Below are 15,276 nucleotides of genomic sequence, written 5' to 3'. Positions count from 1 at the left end.
TCACGGGTATGAACCGTACGCTCTAGCCAGCTGAGCTACACCGCCACGTTGTTATACAGTAATAATATACTGAATGCAGGCGTCACTGTCAATCAAAAGTCACATCTAAAAAAAAGCCCCTCTGGCTCATTTGAGCCAGAGAGACCATTCGATTACACGATTCCCTCGTTTGCATCTTCAAGCGTGATTTCGGTGATGTTCATCGCGTGGTCACCAATGCGCTCCAAGTTCGAGAGCATGTCGACGAAGAACATCCCGGCTTGACCGTCACACTCGCCTGTGTTCAAGCGGACGACGTGATTTTTACGGAATTGACGTTCCAACATGTCGAGTTTCGCTTCCATCTCGATGACTTGACGCGCTTCGACCATGTCGCCGCTCGCGAGCGTTTGAAGCGATTTCTCAAGCGTGGCACGAGTCAAATCATACATCTCCGTCAACTCTTTTTGAGCGTCGGCCGAGAGATTGACCCGTGTCGCCGTTTTATAATCAATCAACTCGATGATGTTTTCAACGTGGTCACCGATTCGTTCAATATCATTGATCGCATGCATGAGCGTCTTATGTTCTTGTGATTCTTGTTCCGTCAAATCGACAGCAGCCAGCTTCACAAGATAATCTGTGATTTTCGAGTTGAGCGAGTTGAGCGCCTCTTCGATATGCGCTGACTTCTCGGCATGTTTTTTATCACCAGTCGTCATGTAGTTACGCGCCTCATCAAGGCCAAGTTTCGCGAAATCACCCATGCGGATGACTTCAAACTTCGCTTGTTCGACGGCAATCGATGGTGACTGTTGGATGAAGATCGGATCCAAATGCTGTGCTTTCGTATCGACGATTGAATCTTCGCCTGGTACGAACTTCGTCACGATCCATGCGATCGTTCCAATGAACCAGAACTGGATGAACGTGTTGACAACGTTGAACGTCCCGTGAGCGAAAGCGATTTGCATCTTGTCTTCGATTGCTAAAAGATTTGTGATCCAGTAAATATATTGTGTGAACGGAATCAACAAAATCATGAAGATCGTTGTTCCGATCAAGTTAAAGATGACGTGGGCTGCTGCCGCACGACGCGCTGCGACCGAAGCACCGATTGAAGCGAGTACCGCTGTAATCGTTGTCCCGATGTTGTCCCCGAACAAGACCGGGAGTGCGGCGTCGAGTTGAATCGACCCACCCGCATATAATTCTTGCAAAATTCCGATTGTCGCAGAAGACGACTGGACGATGACCGTGAAGACCGTACCGACGATGACACCGAGGAACGGGTTGTCACTCATCGATTGCGTCAAGTCGATGAAGTATTCGCTTGAACGGAGCGGCTTCATCCCGCCTCCCATGAGTTCAAGACCATAAAACAGCATCCCGAATCCGAAGAAGATTTGACCTAAATGTTGCAACTTCTCTTTTTTAAAGAAGAACAGGAGAATTGCACCAATCGCGATAATCGGCAACGCGTAGGCACCGACGTCGAAACCAATGATGAACGCCGTCACCGTCGTACCGATGTTTGCTCCCATGATGACCCCGATTGCTTGACGAAGTGTCATGAAGCCGGCACTGACAAGACCGACCGTGATGACCGTCGTACCTGACGATGATTGAATTAAGATCGTTACGATAATCCCGGCTAGTACCCCGAGGAACGGATTCGATGTATACTTATCAAGGATGTCGCGCAGACGGTTACCTGCTGACTTTTGGAGGCCGTCTCCCATCGATTTGATACCGAAGAGGAAGATCCCTAATCCTCCAAAAAACATGAATAACATTTCTTGCAAATTGTATTCCACGATTTTTGTACTCCTTTTGATTGTGAATTAGTTGTGTTTTCTTGGTTTTTATTGCCCTACTTATTATGCCTGCATCATCCATTCGCTGTAAACAGGTTTAATGTTAAGGTTTTATTAAACCACTGTATGATTTTTGTTTGTTTTTCTAGTTTTGTACTATAACAGATTGGAGTTCCTTTTTATGTTCAAGACAACGATTCAGTTTATCCGCCATAGCCTTTACCCGTCCAAGCAAGCGTTACGTCTCCGCTTGGCACCGCTCCACGCCTATATGTTGGCGAGTCTCATCTTGACGCTTGTGGTCACGGTGCTCGATTACATCGTATTACAACCCGATTTCTTTTGGCCGATGTGGCTCTTTTTACACGGCTTCGCCATCTTCTTCTTCTATATGGGGTTCGTCGCGTTCAGCGCCATCCTCGTCCAACTCGTCACGAGATGGCTCACGAAACGAACATGGCCGTATCGCCAGGCTTGGCCGTACGCAGTCGCGATGACGATGATCCCAGTCCTTTTCCTAATCGTCTTGTACCATGCCGCGCCCTCATTGACTTGGCTTGGTGTTCTCATGACATTTATCTATTTAACTATTCCGTTGCGTCACATTCCCGTCAAATCAAGGGCATCAAAAAAACCGGACAACGCACACATGCGTTGATCCGGTTATTATAACGTCGGTGCCAAGTCAGACAACACTTCTTGTAATCGTTTACTTTGCTTACCCAGGTCCGTCCCGGCGCCTTGTAACGTCTGTTGCACGTCTGACCAAACTTCGACCCCTTCATATAATTCGTCTAATTTTCGCTCAAGTGCCACACCAATCTCTTTTAACTGTTCATTCGCTTCAGCCATGTGAAGTAACTGATGTCCGGTGGCGGTCGTTTGTTCAGTGACCGATTGGAACTGAGTCATCTGCCTTCTCACTTCTAAATCGATGGTTTCAATCCCTTCTTCAACACGTTGCAACGTCTCGCCTAAATGTACAATATCTTCTTCAAAGCGTTTCATCTCATTAAAGATTTCTGCTCGTTCCAATCGAATAGCTTCAATTGCCGACACAGCCGACAAGGTCGATTCATTCGTGATTTTGGCCAATTGTCCGACCTCATGGGCGACTACGGCAAACCCTTTCCCATGTTCTCCAGCTCGTGCCGCTTCAATTGACGCATTGAGTGCCAACATCTTTGTCGAAGCAGCGACGGATAAAATTTTCTGAAGCGCTTCATCCGCCTGTTCTGATGTTGCTTCACTTTCAAGCAAGCGGTTTTGAACCGCACTCGCTTTTCTTGCGAATCGATCGCTGGCTCCTTTGACGATCGAGAACGATTCAATCTCTGTCGTGATCGTCTGTTTTAATGCCTCCGCTCGCTGATCAATTGAACTAATCTCTTGTTCGAGCGAACCGACGTTGCCCGCCAAATCCGTAAAGCGATGTGTCGATTCAGTCGTGAACGACTGATAAGATTGACTCGTCGATGCGACGGTAGCGGCAACTTGCTTGAACCCCGTCACTTGATGTTGATTCGCTTCAAGTTGTTGCATAAACACCGGAAGGCTTGATTCAAAGGCGGTCGACGTCTCGAGCATCGTTAACAACGAACGTTTCCATAATCCGATAAACGTATTGTACTCTCGTTCCAAACTTCGCATTTCAAACGATTTGGCGTGAAGTTCGACCTCTGAGAACGACCGCGTGGCCACTGATTCACGAAGCCGTACCGCAAATGCCGTCAACGGTTTGATTTCCCGGCGGATCATGAACGAGAATAAGCCAATCATCATGACCAGCATGACGGTGATGGCGATGAAAACGAGCTCTCGTAAGTTCCACATCGTCCCCAATACGGATTGTTTCGTGACGACAATCGCATAGTGAGCCTTCAGCTCAGGAATCGGTACCGTTACAATAAATACATCCGACTGCTCACTGACATTTACGTCATTTGCTATGATTTCGTCCGGACGATTTACAAAACGATCTTTGATTTGTCGACCACTCAATTGTTCGACTTCATTATCACGCAATAAATACTGACTGGCCTCTAGACCGTCAGCGGATAAAATAGAAGCCTGTTGCATATACATCGACTTCAAAGCTCGGTTCAGCACTTTTTCATTTGTGATATAGGCTCCATACGTCGTCTTGACCGTTTCTCGTATGACCGTCGCTTCCCGATGAAGCCTCTTTTCGACTTCGCTTGTCAATAACTGTTCTGCCTTTAAAGCAAACCATCCGAATGCCGTTAAAAAGAGGACGAGCATGACGGGCATCAACGTCCATAGCAAGCGTCGACTCATTGTCCTCTCTGACCGTCGATTCCTGCTCCAGAATTTTTTAAATCGTTTCACCATTAAGCATTCCACCTTTTCACGGGTCATTTCTTCCTATATATCGGTCCTCAGACGGTGGAAAATTATGAAGCATCTGTTAAGATAACGTTAGCGTTTTGTAAGAGCACACTGATCAAGCGCTTGCCGGGTGCTTTTTCACAAACATTTCGTTATGATAAGAAGGAAACTAACCATCTTATATCGATTGGAACCTTTCCAAAAGAAGGAGATTACGTATATGTCAGAAATTTTACATCGTTCTTTAACCCGTCCAATCCGTGTCGGTAACCTCATTATCGGTGGATCGAACGAAGTCGTCATCCAATCGATGACGACAACGAAAACTCATGACGTCGAAGCGACTGTCGCTGAGATCTTGCGTCTCGAAGAAGCGGGCTGCCAAGTCGTCCGCGTCGCTTGTCCTGACGAGCGTGCGGCCGATGCCCTCGCTGAAATCAAGAGCCGCATCAATATCCCGCTCGTCGTCGATATTCACTTCGACTATAAATTAGCACTTAAAGCAATTGAGAGCGGTGTCGATAAGATTCGCATCAACCCGGGTAACATCGGCCGCCGTGAGAAAGTCGAAGCGGTCGTCAATGCCGCCAAAGCGAAAGGCATCCCGATTCGCATCGGTGTCAACGCCGGCTCGCTCGAAAAGCAATTCCTCGAGAAATACGGTTACCCGACAGCCCAAGGGATGGTCGAGAGTGCCATGCACCACGTCAAAATTTTAGAAGATCTTGGCTTCTATAACACGATCATCTCGCTCAAAGCATCTGACGTAAACTTGGCCCTCGAAGCGTACACGCTCGCAGCCAAAACGTTCGATTACCCACTCCACGTCGGAATCACGGAATCCGGCCCGCTCTTCTCGGGATCACTCAAGTCAGCGGCCGGCCTCGGCGCGATTCTCTCGCTCGGAATCGGTTCGACGGTCCGCGTCTCGCTATCAGACGATCCGGTCGAGGAGATTAAAGTTGCCAAAGAAGTGCTCAAGTCGTTCGGTCTTGCGGCTAACGCAGCGACACTCATCTCATGCCCGACATGTGGTCGCATTGAAATCGACTTGATTTCGATTGCCAAAGAAGTCGAAGAGTATATCCAAAACATCAACGTCAACATTAAAGTCGCCGTCCTTGGCTGTGCGGTCAACGGACCAGGTGAGGCCCGTGAAGCCGACATCGGCATCGCCGGTGCCCGCAACGAAGGCTTGCTTTTCCGACACGGGAAGATCATCCGAAAAGTGCCGGAAGCTACGATGGTCGAAGAGTTGAAAAAAGAAATCGACGCCATCGTCGCCGAAAAATTGGCCGCTCGTGAACTCGAAGAGCAAGAGCTCGCCAACCAATCTAACTAATCCTTCGCCCGCTCGGTTGCAACCGAGCGGGCTTTTGGTACAATAAGGGCTATGAGCAAGGAGGGACGCACATGCACATTGGAATTGACCTCGACGGAACCGTCACGGATCCGCAAAGTTGTTTTCACTATATGAACGATGCGCTCGGGTACGCCATCGATTATCATCAAGCGACCGAATACGAGTTGCACACCTATACCGATATGACACAAGAGGCGTTTTGGCGCTTCATGATTGAACAAGGCCACGAGGAGGCGATCTATCGACGCTCACTTCCCCACTCTGAAGTGAACACCGTCCTATGGAACATGCGTCAGGCCCACTGCATCCATTACGTCACGGCTCGGAGTGAGGCCGTACGCGCCGTTACCGAGGAGTGGATTCGGCAACACGACCTTCCACTTGACTCGCTCATCATGACAGGAAGCCACGACAAGGTCGGTGTCGTCAAACAGCTCGAGCTCGACTTGTTCATGGAGGACCGTTATGAGAACGCGATTTCCATCCACGAACAGACATCGATCCCCGTGCTATTGTTCGACGCCCCGTATAATCGGAAGCCACTGCCAACCGGTGTAAAACGAATCACCTCTTGGAACGAGGCTCAGCATATCGTACGCCACATCGCGGCGACAAATTCGATCACCATTTAAAAAAGAGGAATCCTTCATGGATTCCTCTTTTTAAATGCGCCCGATTGCTTCGATAAGATCGGTTGCCAAGATACTTGCGGGATGAATTTGTTTACTCGCCTCTTTCGCCGCCAGAGCGTGCCAAAGCACGGCTTGCTCATTCGGCGACTTGTCGGGTTGGATTCGGTCCGTCCTCGCCCAAAGCGCGAGCAACATTCCTGTCAATACGTCCCCACTGCCGCCTTTCGCGAGCGCCGACGCCTCGACTGTATTGACCGCTCCGGTACCATCCGGCTTGACAACGAGCGTATGTGTCCCTTTCAAGATGAGATGGACCCCGTGCGTCTTTGCAAATTCAGAGGCGATCCGAAAGCGATCTGCTTCGATCTCGTCGACCGACCTGTCCGTTAATCGGGCTAATTCACCCGGATGCGGCGTCAGTATGAGTGGTCCTGACGATTTGAGATGCTCTTTCGTCAATGCTCCGGCATCCACGATGAGCGGTGCCTCGGTACGGCTTACAGTTTCCCATAGGTGAGCAAGTCGCGCATCGTCGACGAGGCCCGGTCCGATCGCCGTCGCGGCATAGTTTTTGTCTGGCAACTCGTCAAGTTCATAATACATCGCCTCCGGCAGAATCGAGGCGAGCGTAAGTGCTTCATTCGGGATGACCAAATCGAGCAGTCCGATTCCGGTCCTGAGCGCCGCCCGTCCTGCCAAAAACGGTGCTCCGATCAAATGCCGACTTCCGCCAATCAGGCGACCATGCCCGTACGTATTTTTATGACTGTATGTTCCCCGCTCGAGCAGGGAACGGTCAAAATCTGAAGCGGTCAGTACACGCCATGTTGACGTGTGCGGCAACCCGATCTCAACGACCTCGACCTTGCCGTAATATGGAGCGGTCCGTTTTAAAAAAGTGCTCCGCTTATAGCCATGGAGCGAAAATGTCACTTCTGCCTCGACCGCGTGCCCGTCAAACGCCAGTGCGTCGTCACTCGGGACACCGGACGGGACATCGACGGCCATGATTGGCGCTTGTTGCTCGCGCATCCATGTGATGACGTCCCTTGCCTTCCCGCTGACTGGTCCATGGAAACCGACCCCGAACAACGCATCGATCATGTGATCGGCATCGCGTGGCTCATCCGTGACCGTGACAAACTCTCGGGCGTATGTCGCGTGCCGTTTCGCTTCCTCCGCTTTTGGCTGTCCGAACGGGGCATAGACGGTGACCGCATGACCTCGATGCGCCAATTCGCGTGCGATGACCCAGCCGTCTCCCCCGTTGTTACCGGCGCCACACACAACGAGTACGGTCGATTTTGGCGGGAAGGTCAGGCGCGCCGCCATAGCTGACGCTGCCCGCTCCATCAAGACGTCAGCGGGCATCCCTCTTTGGAGTGCCGTCTCATCGGCCTGCTTGATTTCGGCTGCTGTGTAAATCATGTCGACTCCTCCTCTCTTGATTCGACAAAAAAGGGATTGTCGACACAATCCCTTTGTCACTTACATTGTTTACAATACCCGTAAATCTCAAATTTATGATCGACGACCTCAAAATCAGGATCGAGCGTCTCGACGTAGCGCATCGGGCAGAGCTCGAGCAGTTTCGTCTTGCCGCAACCACGACAAATGAGGTGGTGATGGTGATGATTGGCGCCGCATGTGACGCGGAACGCCTTCTCCCCGTTCAACTCGGTCGCTTCAAGCAAGCCTTCCTCGGCGAACGATTTCAAGTTGCGGTACACCGTGTCAAAACTCATCGTCGGATGTTTCGAGCGCATATAGTCGAGGACGTCCTTGGCACTCACGTATCGCTCTTCCGCCGCGAGAAAGGCAAACATCTCGATTCGTTTCGGTGTCACTTTGAGCGACGAGGCCTTCAGACGGGTCAACTGTTCAGTTTCCTTCATAACGAACCTCCTTTTTCCGAGCAAGGCCAATCCGTTCGGCCAGCATGACAATCGCTAAAATCATGACGGCGAGCAAGACGATGACACCGCCCGGGGCGACGTCGAGTTCGTAGGCGAGCACGAGGCCACCGATTGTCGCGATTTCGCCGAAGACAATCGACCAAAGGATCGTCTGTTTAAAGCTGTTCGTGAACCGGAGCGCAGCCGCAACCGGCAACGTGATGAGACTGGAGACGAGGAGCGTACCGACGATGCGCATGCTGACGGCGATGACGAGCGCGACGACGAACATGAACAACACATGTAGCATCGTACTCGGCAAACCGGACACTTTCGCCTGTTCTTCATCGAACGACAAGAACAACAACTGTTTATAGAACACGACGATGACGAGCAACGTGATCCCGGCCACTGCCAGAATCAACCAAATATCCGATTGGCTGACCGCGGAGATGGAGCCGAACAACAATGTCGACAAATCGATGGAAAAACCGCGCGACAGCGAGATGAAGATGGCGCTGAGCCCCATCCCGGCCGACATCATAATTGGAATCGACAGTTCTTGGAAATGGACGTATTTTCCGCGGAGCCAATTGAGGCCGAGCGCGGCGAGTACGGAGACGAGCGTCCCCAAGTAAAGCGGGTTCAAGTCACTGAACAGCAGAATATACTGTCCGAGGAACAGACTGAACGAGATTCCGGCAAGCGTCATATGGGATAATGCGTCGGCAATCAAGCTCATCCGCCTGACGACGACGAACGAGCCGATGAGCGGAGCGGTGAACCCGATGACGACGGCTGCGATGAACGCATAACGTAAAAAGCTGTACGTGAACAGATCGGTGATCATGTCGTACCTTCATGGACGAGCATTTTGACCGGATACGGTTTAATCGCCGTCAACTTGCCGAGCTCACTATATTCTTTCAATCCACAGTTGCACGCCATCCGCCCGTGGTCAAGATGGATGACTTTCGTGACGAGGTCGGTGACGACGTTCAAATCGTGGGTCACGAGAATGAACGTGCATGACGTATGCTCGCGCAACAGATGGAGCACCTCATAAAAATCGCGCAAATGTTTTTGGTCGACCCCGACCGTCGGCTCATCCAAAATAAGCAGGTCCGGCTGATTGACCATCGCCCGAGCGATGAAGACGCGTTGCTGTTGTCCGCCGGACAGACTGCCAATCTTCCGATGCCGAAACTGCCACATATTGACCGTCTCGAGCGCATTTTGGATGGCCGCCTTGTCTTCGATATTCAATCGTTTGAACAGACCAAGGCGTCCATACCGGCCCATGGCGACGACTTCCTCGACCGTCACCGGAAATCCTGAGTTAAATGACGCGGCTTTTTGGGAAACGTAACTGATACGAGACTTGTCTTTGAACTGTCCTTGGGGACGGCCGAACAGCTCGACCGAGCCGGTTTGCGGCGATAACAATCCGAGAATCGTCCGAATCAGCGTCGATTTGCCGGAACCGTTCTCCCCGACGACGGCGACAAAGTCGCCTTGTTTAATCTCGATGGACACGTCCTGTAGCGCGGCGGTCCCATCGTAATGATAGGAAACATGATCTAATTTTACGACGGATGTCGTCATAAGCTACCCTTCTCTCGTGTGATAAATCGTAATCATTTCTACTTGCTTGGCGTCTGTATTATACAGAATATCAGTCCTCGCTTCAAGTATGAGCCGATTGGTGGTGCATGAACTGAAATCCGTATGTAATTTGATGATCTTCGTTGTACACTAGAGATAACGCAGAGGGGGTTTTTCCGTGGAGAAAAAACTAGCAGTCATCGATATCGGTTCCAACTCGATTCGTAACGTCATTTTTGAAGTGAACGGTCACGGCCAGTATTTTGAACGACTGAATGTGAAAGAAGTGGCCCGATTATCAAGCCATGTCACCGAGGAAAATGAACTGTCCGAGGATGGCATCCATACGCTCATCGAAACACTCAACCATTTCCGCTGGTTGAACGATTATCATGAAGTAAAAGAAGTGTTGCCGGTCGCGACCGCCGCCATCCGTAACGCCAGCAATTCCGCCGCAATCTTAGATGAAGTGCAGCAAGCGACGGGCATGGAGATCCGACTATTAAGCGACTACGAGGAAGCGTTCTACGGTTACTCGGCCATCATCAACTCGACGTATATCGAGGATGGGTACTCGGTCGATATCGGCGGCGGATCGATGGAAGTGACGTACTTCCAGGACCGTGAACTCGTCTTCTATCACAGTTTCCCGTTCGGGGCGGTCACATTGACCGAGGACTTCATGAAAGGTGACACACTCACGAAAGACGAGCGCAAGCAACTGACGGCGTTTTTGAAAAAGTCGTTCAAAGACATCGATTGGCTCGTACCGCGCGGCGTACCGCTCGTCGGGGTCGGCGGAACGGCCCGAAACCTCGTCCGGGTCGAACAATCGCTGTCTTTGTTCCCGCTCGAAGGCATCCATCAATACACGATTGGCGCCGATCGCTTGCATGACGTCGTGGATGAGCTCATCGACATGTCGAGTAAACAGCTCAGCCGGCTTGATGGATTGTCGAAAGACCGCATGGACATCATCGCCCCGGCCGTTACCGCCATCGATGAACTGGCGAAATATTTGAAAGTACCAGAGTTCATGATGAGCAACAACGGGCTGCGTGAGGGCTTATTCTACGAATATTACTTAAAAGAAAACAACCGCGTCCGTTTCGGTGACGTCAAAGAAGAAAGTTTTCGTCATTTCGAGAAACAATATGACGTCGACCCGGCCCGTCACAAGCATTTGATTCATTTGGCTCGCCAAATTTATACCGGCCTGATCGAGACGAAGGCAATCAAACCGAAACCGTTCGAACCCGGCCTATTAGAAGGGGCCTGTCGCCTCGCCTACGTCGGAGAATATATCGACCATAACAATAAGAGTGACCACACGTTCCACTTGATTACGACGAACGACTTTAAAGGAATGAACAATGAAGACCGTCTAGCGCTCGCCTTAGTCACGTCTTATAAATCGCGTCGTCTGCTCGAACAACATATTGAAGGTTTCCCGCAATGGTTCGATTCAAAAATGATGAAGAGTTTAGAACTGCTCGGCTCGATTGTCAAGCTCGTCGACGCGCTCGATTTGACTGAACGCCAAGTCGTGGAGGACATTGACGTCTCATCGTCAAACGATGGTCTTATTTTGACGCTTCATACGAACACCTCACCCCGATTCGAAGTGCAACGTGGCATTCGTCATAAAAAACATTTGGAACGTGCAATCGACCAGACAATCGAGTTATACGTGGAGGAGAGAGAGTCATGACTGTTTATTTACCTGAACATTTCAATAACCGCGAGCTCAGCTGGCTGAGCTTTAACGAACGTGTCTTACAAGAAGCGATGGACGAACGAAATCCGCTCATGGAACGTTTGAAGTTTCTAGGGATCTTCAGCTCGAACCTTGATGAGTTTTATATGGTCCGCTTTGGGGGACTCAAAGACGAAGTGCTCGCCGGGTTCAATCGACCGGAAGACAAGGCCGGGCTGACGCCGAAACAGCAAATCAAGGCAATTTCAATCAAAGCACAGGGACTCGTCGAAGTTCAGTACGCGACGTACAAAAAAATCATCAAACAACTTCATACAGAGAACGTGCGCTTTTTACGGCCGAAACATTTGAACAAAGAACAGCTCGACTTCGTCAAGTTATACTTCCGAACCCATGTTTTCCCGGTATTGACACCAATTGCTGTTGACGCCTACCGACCGTTCCCGATGTTGTTGTCCAAGTCACTTAACATTGCCGTCGAGATTGCCTCGACCGCTGAAGGGAAAAAACGGCTCGCGCTCGTCCAAGTGCCGGCCGTGTTGCCGCGTTATCTAGAACTGCCGACAGAAGACGAGGACCATACCGATTTGATTTTGCTCGAGGACGTCATCATTCAGTTCATCGACTCGTTGTTCAAAGGATTTGAAGTCGAGTCGACGATGCCGTTCCGAATTACACGAAACGCCGATATGCCGTTTCACGAGGAAGGCAGCCGCGATGTTCTGAAACAGATTGAAAAAGAGTTGAAGAAACGGCGTTATGGTGTCGCGATTCGCCTTGAGGTTCAGCAACGGTCGCTCAGTAAACAGCTATTGTTCATGCTACAGGACGTGCTTGACTTGCACGAGCGCGACATCTTCCTCGTCGACGGCCCAATCGATTTAACGTTCCTGTTTGGAGTGTATAACAAGATTGGCATCGAGTATGACGACATGATTAACGAGACGCTCATCCCGTTCGTCCCAGAAGGACTTGAGCCGGGGAAAGACTTGTTCCAAGCGCTCCTCAAACGCGATTACTTGCTCCATCACCCGTACCATTCGTTCGATCCGATCGTCCGCTTTATCGCTCAAGCTGCCAAAGATCCGAACGTACTCGCCATCAAACAGACGCTCTACCGTGTCTCCGGCGACTCACCGATTATCAAAGCGTTAACCGACGCCGCTGAGAGCGGGAAACAAGTGACCGTCCTCGTCGAATTGAAGGCCCGATTCGATGAGGAGAAGAACATCCAATGGGCGAAACAACTTGAAAAGGCCGGCGCCCACGTCATTTATGGTTATAAAGAACTAAAGACTCACTCGAAAATCACACTCGTCGTCCGGATTTTAGAGGGCGGGGTCTTACAGCGCTTCCTCCATCTCGGCACCGGTAACTATAATGACTCGACCGCCAAATTGTACACGGATATCGGTTTGTTGACGACGAACGAAGAGCTCGCCGAAGATGCGACCAACTTCTTCAATTGGCTCTCCGGTTACGGTGAACGCCCATCATGGCACAAGTTTGAGACGTCGCCGGACGACATGCATGATTTCTTCCTTCAAAAGATTGACGAAGAGATTAAACTGCATGAGAAATACGGAAACGGCCGCATCGTCGCCAAAATGAACTCGATTACCGACAAACCGATTATCACGAAACTATATGACGCTTCGCAGGCCGGGGTCAAAATCGATTTAATTGTCCGCGGCATCTGTTGTTTGCGTCCCGGAATCAAAGGCATCTCCGATAATATCCGGGTCATCTCCATCATCGACCGGTATTTGGAGCACTCGCGTATCTTCTATTTCTATCAAAATGGGAAAGAAGATTTATATTGCTCATCAGCCGATTGGATGACGCGCAACATGCGCAAACGAATCGAGATTCTCTTCCCAATCCTCGACGCGAGCCATAAATCCTACATTAAAGACATGCTCGCCCTGCAACTCGTCGATAACGTGAAAGCCCGAATCCAACGTGCTGACGGGAGTTACGCCTATATAAAACAAGAGGCCGGACAAGAGCAGATTCAATCACAAATCATTATCCATCAATATACTGGCGGTCGCTGGAACAACATTCCAAGCGTGTTTGAGCGCGAACCGTCGAACTGGGCTGAACGGGAAGTCCTTCGCTTACGAGCTGAAAACGAGAAAATGACAGATGACTGATGTTAGACTTCTCAAACGAGAATGAACATTGTATAATGAATTCGGTCACCTGTTAATAAAGCGTTTTCATTTCGATTATGGAGGAATTATTCATGCAAGAAATCCTATTGTCATTGCTTGCCGGTCTCATTTGTGGCATGATTTTCACGGCCTTGAAGTTGCCGCTCCCTGCACCGCCGGTCTTACCGGGCGTCGTCGGTATCTTCGGAGTGTTTCTTGGAATGAAGGTATATCAATTCGCACTAGCGAACTGGCCATTTTAATTGTAAAAAACGAAGCCCACCGGCTTCGTTTTTTACATATCATAATGTCTCGCTTTGTGACACGTCGGGCAGAGCCACGTGCCGCGCTCTGCTTCGAGATGATACTCCATCAAACGAATCCCGACCGGCCCGAAACGGTTCAAGTCATCTCCGCACGCTTCACAGACGGCCGTCGGGGCGAGTTGTGACACTGCCTGCTCTTCGGTCAAGTGGGCAGTGAATGTCTCCCGGGTCCACTTGGCAGACGGGACGCGGTACCCTTGCTCCCATTTGGTGCGGATGACAGCGTCCGTGTCTTCCTCGTACATCCCTGATTGAAGCAACGGATGATGGAAATCAAGACCGACCACGTCGACAAGGCTATACGCCTTCGCCTCTGGTCCCGCCTCCGTCCGCCAATAGCGGTCGGCCGGGCGTCTTGTCATTTCGACGAGCATGATTTCGACTTCGGCCACGATGCCGTGCCCGAGAATCTCAATCCAAGCTGTCCCTTCCTCGTGCCGGCCTTCCACATAAAATGGGCTCGCTTCCTGGAAGTATATCGGGAGCGCGGACCAGACGTCATACTCGTTCGGATTGATTCGGATGATATTCATCTTACTGGTACGCGAGCGTGAACTGTTCGCGCCATTCGGCATCGAACCGGTTCGCCCGGAACATCTCGATCTCTTGCTTATACGGTGCCACTTTCATCTTCTCACTGATCGGGATATACGGCGTCTCTAAAATCTTCGGCAAGTGGGTGAACGCCTCGTGGTGGATGATTCGGTTCAACGTGTCAAAACCGATCTCGCCATAGCCGATATTCTCGTGGCGGTCTTTCTTCGCACCGCGCACATTCTTCGAGTCGTTGACGTGGATGACGCCGAGACGGTCCAATCCGACGATTCGATCAAATTGATTGATGACACCGTCCAAGTCGCCGACGAGGTCGTAACCCGCGTCATGGACGTGACACGTGTCGAAACAGACCGAGAGGCGGTCGTTATGCGTCACCCCATCGATGATGGTTGCCAGTTCTTCGAACGTCTTGCCGAGTTCGCTGCCTTTTCCGGCCATCGTTTCGAGCGCGATGCTGACCGTCTCGTCGCCGGTGAGTACTTCGTTCAAGCCTTCGATGATTCGGGCGAGGCCGACGGCTTCCCCTGCACCGACATGCGCGCCAGGATGAAGCACGACGTGGCGTGCGACTTGGAGCGCCTCGGCCCGTTTAATCTCGGCGGCCAAAAACGAGACGGCGAGCTCGAACGTCTCCGGTTTCGTCGTATTGCCCAAGTTGATGATATACGGGGCATGGACGACAATCTCGTCGATGTCGTGCGCCGCCATATGGGCGAGCGCCGCCTCGATATTTAAATCCTCGATCGGTTTGCGCCGCGTGTTTTGTGGCGCACCCGTATATACCATCATCGTGTTGGCGCCGTATGAGACGGCTTCTTCACTGCCAGCGAGCAACATCTTCTTGCCGGATACTGAAACGTGGGAACCAATTTTTAACAT

The 15,276-nt window shown here is 50.8% G+C and carries 14 protein-coding genes; 6 read left to right on the top strand and 8 right to left on the bottom strand.

All coding sequences use genetic code 11. The features are described 5' to 3' along the window. Nucleotides 1–152: 152 nt before the first annotated feature. Nucleotides 153–1,796, bottom strand: a complete 1,644-nt coding sequence (locus DPV68_RS07485) for a Na/Pi cotransporter family protein (RefSeq protein ID WP_114166143.1) — start codon at nt 1,794–1,796, stop codon at nt 153–155. 181 nt (nt 1,797–1,977) lie between these two features. Here DPV68_RS07485 and DPV68_RS07480 point away from each other — a divergent pair, with 181 nt between their 5' ends. Next, a complete protein-coding gene (locus DPV68_RS07480) occupies nt 1,978–2,454 on the top strand; it encodes a hypothetical protein (protein ID WP_232819553.1) in 477 nt (158 codons plus the stop codon). Nucleotides 2,455–2,462: 8 nt separating this feature from the next. On the opposite strand, the gene DPV68_RS07475 is transcribed toward DPV68_RS07480, so the two are convergent. Continuing rightward, the gene (locus DPV68_RS07475) at nt 2,463–4,094 is read right to left on the bottom strand and encodes a methyl-accepting chemotaxis protein (protein ID WP_232819552.1); all 1,632 of its coding nucleotides are present in this window, start codon (nt 4,092–4,094) and stop codon (nt 2,463–2,465) included. A 271-nt stretch (nt 4,095–4,365) separates the two neighbouring features. On the opposite strand from DPV68_RS07475, the gene ispG reads away from it, so the two are divergent. Further along, nucleotides 4,366–5,487, top strand: coding sequence for a flavodoxin-dependent (E)-4-hydroxy-3-methylbut-2-enyl-diphosphate synthase (ispG, locus tag DPV68_RS07470; RefSeq protein WP_021065716.1), 1,122 nt, complete (start codon nt 4,366–4,368; stop codon nt 5,485–5,487). Nucleotides 5,488–5,558: 71 nt separating this feature from the next. After that, on the top strand, nt 5,559–6,140 hold the full coding sequence (locus DPV68_RS07465) for a 5' nucleotidase, NT5C type (RefSeq protein WP_232819551.1): 582 nt from the start codon (nt 5,559–5,561) through the stop codon (nt 6,138–6,140). Between the two features lie 30 nt (nt 6,141–6,170). Here the strand turns inward: DPV68_RS07465 and DPV68_RS07460 are convergent, their stop codons facing one another. Genes DPV68_RS07460 through DPV68_RS07445 form a run of 4 tightly spaced genes read right to left on the bottom strand, consistent with a single transcriptional unit; the run spans nt 6,171 to nt 9,640 of the window. Continuing rightward, the gene (locus DPV68_RS07460; RefSeq protein WP_114166141.1) at nt 6,171–7,568 is read right to left on the bottom strand and encodes an NAD(P)H-hydrate dehydratase; all 1,398 of its coding nucleotides are present in this window, start codon (nt 7,566–7,568) and stop codon (nt 6,171–6,173) included. A gap of 56 nt (nt 7,569–7,624) precedes the next feature. Beyond that, nucleotides 7,625–8,035 carry a Fur family transcriptional regulator gene (locus DPV68_RS07455; protein WP_114166140.1) on the bottom strand — a complete coding sequence of 137 codons (411 nt, stop codon included), beginning with the start codon at nt 8,033–8,035 and terminating at the stop codon, nt 7,625–7,627. Beyond that, nucleotides 8,022–8,885: a metal ABC transporter permease gene (locus DPV68_RS07450; protein ID WP_114166139.1), complete on the bottom strand. Its 864-nt coding sequence runs from the start codon at nt 8,883–8,885 to the stop codon at nt 8,022–8,024. Before DPV68_RS07450 ends, DPV68_RS07455 begins: the two co-directional genes overlap by 14 nt. Further along, a complete protein-coding gene (locus tag DPV68_RS07445; RefSeq protein WP_114166138.1) occupies nt 8,882–9,640 on the bottom strand; it encodes a metal ABC transporter ATP-binding protein in 759 nt (252 codons plus the stop codon). The genes DPV68_RS07450 and DPV68_RS07445 overlap by 4 nt, the downstream gene beginning before the upstream one ends. Nucleotides 9,641–9,818: 178 nt before the next feature. Between DPV68_RS07445 and DPV68_RS07440 the strand changes: the two genes are divergently transcribed. From DPV68_RS07440 to DPV68_RS07430, 3 genes are all read left to right on the top strand, one after another. Beyond that, nucleotides 9,819–11,351, top strand: coding sequence for a Ppx/GppA family phosphatase (locus DPV68_RS07440; protein WP_114166137.1), 1,533 nt, complete (start codon nt 9,819–9,821; stop codon nt 11,349–11,351). Continuing rightward, the gene (locus DPV68_RS07435; protein WP_114166136.1) at nt 11,348–13,513 is read left to right on the top strand and encodes an RNA degradosome polyphosphate kinase; all 2,166 of its coding nucleotides are present in this window, start codon (nt 11,348–11,350) and stop codon (nt 13,511–13,513) included. The genes DPV68_RS07440 and DPV68_RS07435 overlap by 4 nt, the downstream gene beginning before the upstream one ends. A 92-nt stretch (nt 13,514–13,605) precedes the next feature. Continuing rightward, the gene (locus DPV68_RS07430) at nt 13,606–13,776 is read left to right on the top strand and encodes a DUF1427 family protein (RefSeq protein ID WP_114166135.1); all 171 of its coding nucleotides are present in this window, start codon (nt 13,606–13,608) and stop codon (nt 13,774–13,776) included. A 32-nt stretch (nt 13,777–13,808) separates the two neighbouring features. Here DPV68_RS07430 and DPV68_RS07425 read toward each other — a convergent pair whose 3' ends face one another. Both DPV68_RS07425 and DPV68_RS07420 read right to left on the bottom strand, forming a co-directional pair. Beyond that, nucleotides 13,809–14,372 (bottom strand): hypothetical protein, encoded by a 564-nt coding sequence (locus DPV68_RS07425; protein ID WP_114166147.1) that lies wholly within the window; start codon nt 14,370–14,372, stop codon nt 13,809–13,811. 1 nt (nt 14,373) lies between these two features. Beyond that, complete coding sequence (locus DPV68_RS07420; protein ID WP_114166134.1) at nt 14,374–15,276, bottom strand: deoxyribonuclease IV; 903 nt, start codon at nt 15,274–15,276, stop codon at nt 14,374–14,376.

This window comes from Exiguobacterium sp. TNDT2 (assembly GCF_003331145.1).
Lineage (GTDB): Bacteria > Bacillota > Bacilli > Exiguobacteriales > Exiguobacteriaceae > Exiguobacterium.
The sequence above is the reverse complement of the archived record's forward strand: the minus strand, read 5'-3'. Positions and strand labels throughout refer to the sequence as shown.